Below are 3,598 nucleotides of genomic sequence, written 5' to 3' on the forward strand. Positions count from 1 at the left end.
CACCGCCTCTTGAGTCCGTAAATCGCGATCCGGCGCTGTCATTTCCTGCATCTGTGCAAGTAGAATTGCGATCGCAAAGTCAATACAACACTCCCGAAATTAGCCCGGATATTTTCGCTCCTTCTCGCAGGCTAGATTCGGCAGGTTCGGGAGTTTTAGCATTTGAGGAAATCTTTACTCGCGAGTACGAAAAATATCTGGATTTGCCCGCAAGAAGACCGATCGGGAATATGTCGGTAATTTACGAAAATCTTCGCAAAAACGAAAAAATTACCGGAATCAAATCTGCCATTATTTATATGAATTGGCTCAGCAGAGCTGATGCAGCCGCTGCCAAAGAAAATGATTCTGTACTGGTGGCAAGTCAGGATTTATCAAATCTATTGCCTGTGAAAACAAACCTCGCATCCCAGCCATCTCATCCCTTAGAAGATAAGTTGACTCAGAGGTTGTCGCCGGATGGCAAAGAAGTTTCCGATGTTCCGAGTGGGGAGCATTTAGAAATAGTGTTAGTAACAGCTAATGCTCAACCCCAGCGCGTTTTAATTCCGGCTACAACCCGCTGGCAGGTGTTGCAACTAGCTGACGCCCTGCAAACCGAAATAACTAATCCCCGAAAAAGAAGCAGCATTAGTTATTTGGATACCGCGCAAAAACTTTATCGGTGGTTAATTGCACCAGTTGCCGCAGAATTGACAGCTTTAAAGATTGACAATTTAATTGTAATTCCAGCAGCAGGTTTGCGGAGCGTGCCGTTTGCTGCTCTTCACGATGGCAAAGGCTTTTTAGTTGAGAAATACAGCATTAGTGTGATGCCGAGTCTGAGCTTAACTGATATCGGCTACGACAATATTGCGGATGATGAAATTTTGGCCATGGGGGCGTCGGTATTTGAAGATAAAGCGCCATTACCAGCGGTACCGGTGGAGTTAGAGTCGATCGCGCCGCCAAGTGAAGGAAAATCATTTTTGAATCAAGATTTTACTCTCGAAAATTTGCAAGCTCAGCGGGCAAATCAGCCTTTTGGCATCATTCACTTAGCAACTCACAGCGAATTCCAGCCAGGAGAACCGAAAAATTCTTACATTCAGTTGTGGGATAGTAAATTACGTATCGATCAAATGCGACAGTTGCGATGGAATGAACCGCCGGTGAATCTGTTAGTTTTAAGCGCGTGCAGTACCGCTTTGGGCGATGCAGATGCGGAGTTGGGGTTTGCGGGTTTGGCGGTAGCTAGCGGTGCTAAATCCGCTTTGGCAAGTTTGTGGGAAGTCAGCGATGATGGGACTTTGGGGCTGATGACTGAGTTTTATCGGCGGTTGCGGGCCCCCAGACGCGGTGGCAATTTGATGATTAAAGCGGAGGCTTTGCGACGCGCGCAATTGGAGATGCTGCGGGGGCGCGTGCGGATTCAAGACGGGATGTTGCGAGCCCAAGGGCTTTCTGGGGGTCTAATTTTGCCTCCAGAAATTGCGGCGCGGGGCGATCGAGTGCTTTCGCATCCTTATTATTGGGCCGCCTTTACAATGATTGGCAATCCTTGGTAATGGAGTTTTCCCACAAGTCTTACCGAAGTTATTAGGGTGGTGTGATGAACTCCCTTGATTCGTTAATTGCCCGAAAACCTATACTATTGACATACATTTTTAGGCATTCCGGTTTCACAGTCTCGCTGTAACCAGGCGTGGGACTCATCATCAGCGATAAATTGACGATCGCATTTGACACAAATGTGGTTCTGTTTTCCTTTTTTCTTAGTGTTTCTACGGATATGGGTTAATTTGCACTCGCTTTCATTGCATGGTGATTCGCCCTATTTATACTCTCATTATGCAACGCCCAAATCTCCTAGGAAGACTAACGGCGATCGCACTTCACTCTGTTTTGCCGGATTTTACAGGAAACTGTGGAGCGATCGGACTCCTGGTCGGAATGTTTAGCCCTCTTATTTTGAAGAAATGTTAAGAAAAAATAATTTTTTTTGGAAAACTTAAGCTTTTCTTAAATTTTAGGGTAATATTGTGTATTAGATAATACATATACTTAATTAACTAACAATATATAAAAAATAATTGAGTATTAATACTGACAAGAGGCTGTAAGAATGATTAACTTACCGGGCTACGACATTACCAACCAGATCCATGAAAGTAATAATTCTGTAGTTTACCGGGGACTGAGAAAGCAAGACAACCAACCCGTAATTCTCAAATTTCTCAAACAAGATTATCCGATGCCAGCTTCGTTAGTCAGATACAAGCAGGAATACGAAATCACACACAATCTTCACCTAGAAAGTGTCCCTAAAACCTACAGCTTAGAAAGATACCATAACAGTTTGGCTATCATTTTCGAGGATTGTGGTGGAGACTCATTAAAGCTTTGGTTGGCTTCTCACAAACTTACCTTAGAAGAGTTTTTATTAACAGCTATTAAAATAACCAGGGCTTTAGGTGAAATTCACAGACATAAAATTATTCATAAAGATATTAATCCCAGCAATATTATTATCAACTCAAGCACAGGGCGAGTTCAAATTATAGATTTTGGCATCTCTACGGTTTTAAAGCGCGAAAATCCTACCCTGAAAAATCCTAATGTTTTAGAAGGCACCCTTAGCTATATATCGCCGGAACAAACAGGCAGAATGAACAGAGCGATCGACTACCGCACTGATTTTTACTCATTAGGAGTCACTTTTTACGAAATGCTAACAGGGCAATTGCCCTGGGATTACAGCGATGCAATGGAATTAATCCACTGTCACATTGCCAAACAAGCAGTACCGCCCCACCAAATCAATCGAGAAATTCCTAAAGCTGTTTCTGATATTGTGATGAAGCTATTAGCGAAAACCGCTGAAGCCAGATATCAAAGCCCTTGGGGAATTATCGCTGACCTAGAAGAATGCCTAGAACAATTAAAAACTACGGGAGGAATTGCAGATTTTGCGATCGCCCAAAAAGATATTACAGATAAGTTTCAGATACCTCAAAAACTCTACGGCAGAGAAACAGAAGTTGAAACCTTATTAGCAGCCTTTGAGCGAGTCAGCAGGGGCAGCACCGAAATGATGCTAGTATCCGGTTACTCAGGCATAGGAAAATCCGCCTTAGTACAAGAAGTTTATAAACCAATTACTAAAGCCAGAGGTTATTTTATAGCCGGAAAATTCGACCAATTTCAACGAAATATCCCTTACGCCGCCGTTGTCAAAGCCTTTCAATCATTAGTCAAGCAACTCTTAACAGAAAACGAAAATCAACTCAATACCTGGAAACAAAAAATATTAGCTGCCCTTGGCGCTAACAGTCAAATCATTGTCGATGTCATTCCCGAAGTAGAACTAATCATTGGCCCACAGCCCGCCGTACAAGAATTAGGCGCCACCGAAGCACAAAACCGCTTTAATTTAGTATTTCAAAAATTCATCCGCGTCTTTTGTTCAGTTGACTATCCCTTAGTCATCTTTCTCGACGACTTACAATGGGCTGATGCCGCCACATTGAAACTGCTACAATTAATGATAGCAGATGAGCAAACCAACTATCTATTTCTAATTGGTGCTTATCGAGACAACGAAGTCAACCCATCTCAT

Annotated in this window: 2 protein-coding genes and 1 pseudogene; 2 read left to right on the top strand and 1 reads right to left on the bottom strand. The window is 43.0% G+C overall.

What is annotated here, in order from left to right; all coding sequences use genetic code 11:
- The coding region (locus tag QUB51_RS25485; RefSeq protein WP_333298352.1) for a CHAT domain-containing protein at positions 1–1,547 on the top strand (1,547 nt) is incomplete at its 5' end.
- Positions 1,548–1,549: 2 nt separating this feature from the next.
- Here QUB51_RS25485 and QUB51_RS25490 read toward each other — a convergent pair.
- A pseudogene (locus QUB51_RS25490) lies at positions 1,550–1,789 on the bottom strand (IS1/IS1595 family N-terminal zinc-binding domain-containing protein); the annotation flags it as partial.
- Between the two features lie 315 nt (positions 1,790–2,104).
- On the opposite strand from QUB51_RS25490, the gene QUB51_RS25495 reads away from it, so the two are divergent.
- The coding region (locus tag QUB51_RS25495) for an AAA family ATPase (protein ID WP_333263763.1) at positions 2,105–3,598 on the top strand (1,494 nt) is incomplete at its 3' end.

The sequence above is a fragment of the Microcoleus sp. AT8-A3 genome (assembly GCF_036705675.1).
GTDB lineage: Bacteria > Cyanobacteriota > Cyanobacteriia > Cyanobacteriales > Microcoleaceae > Microcoleus.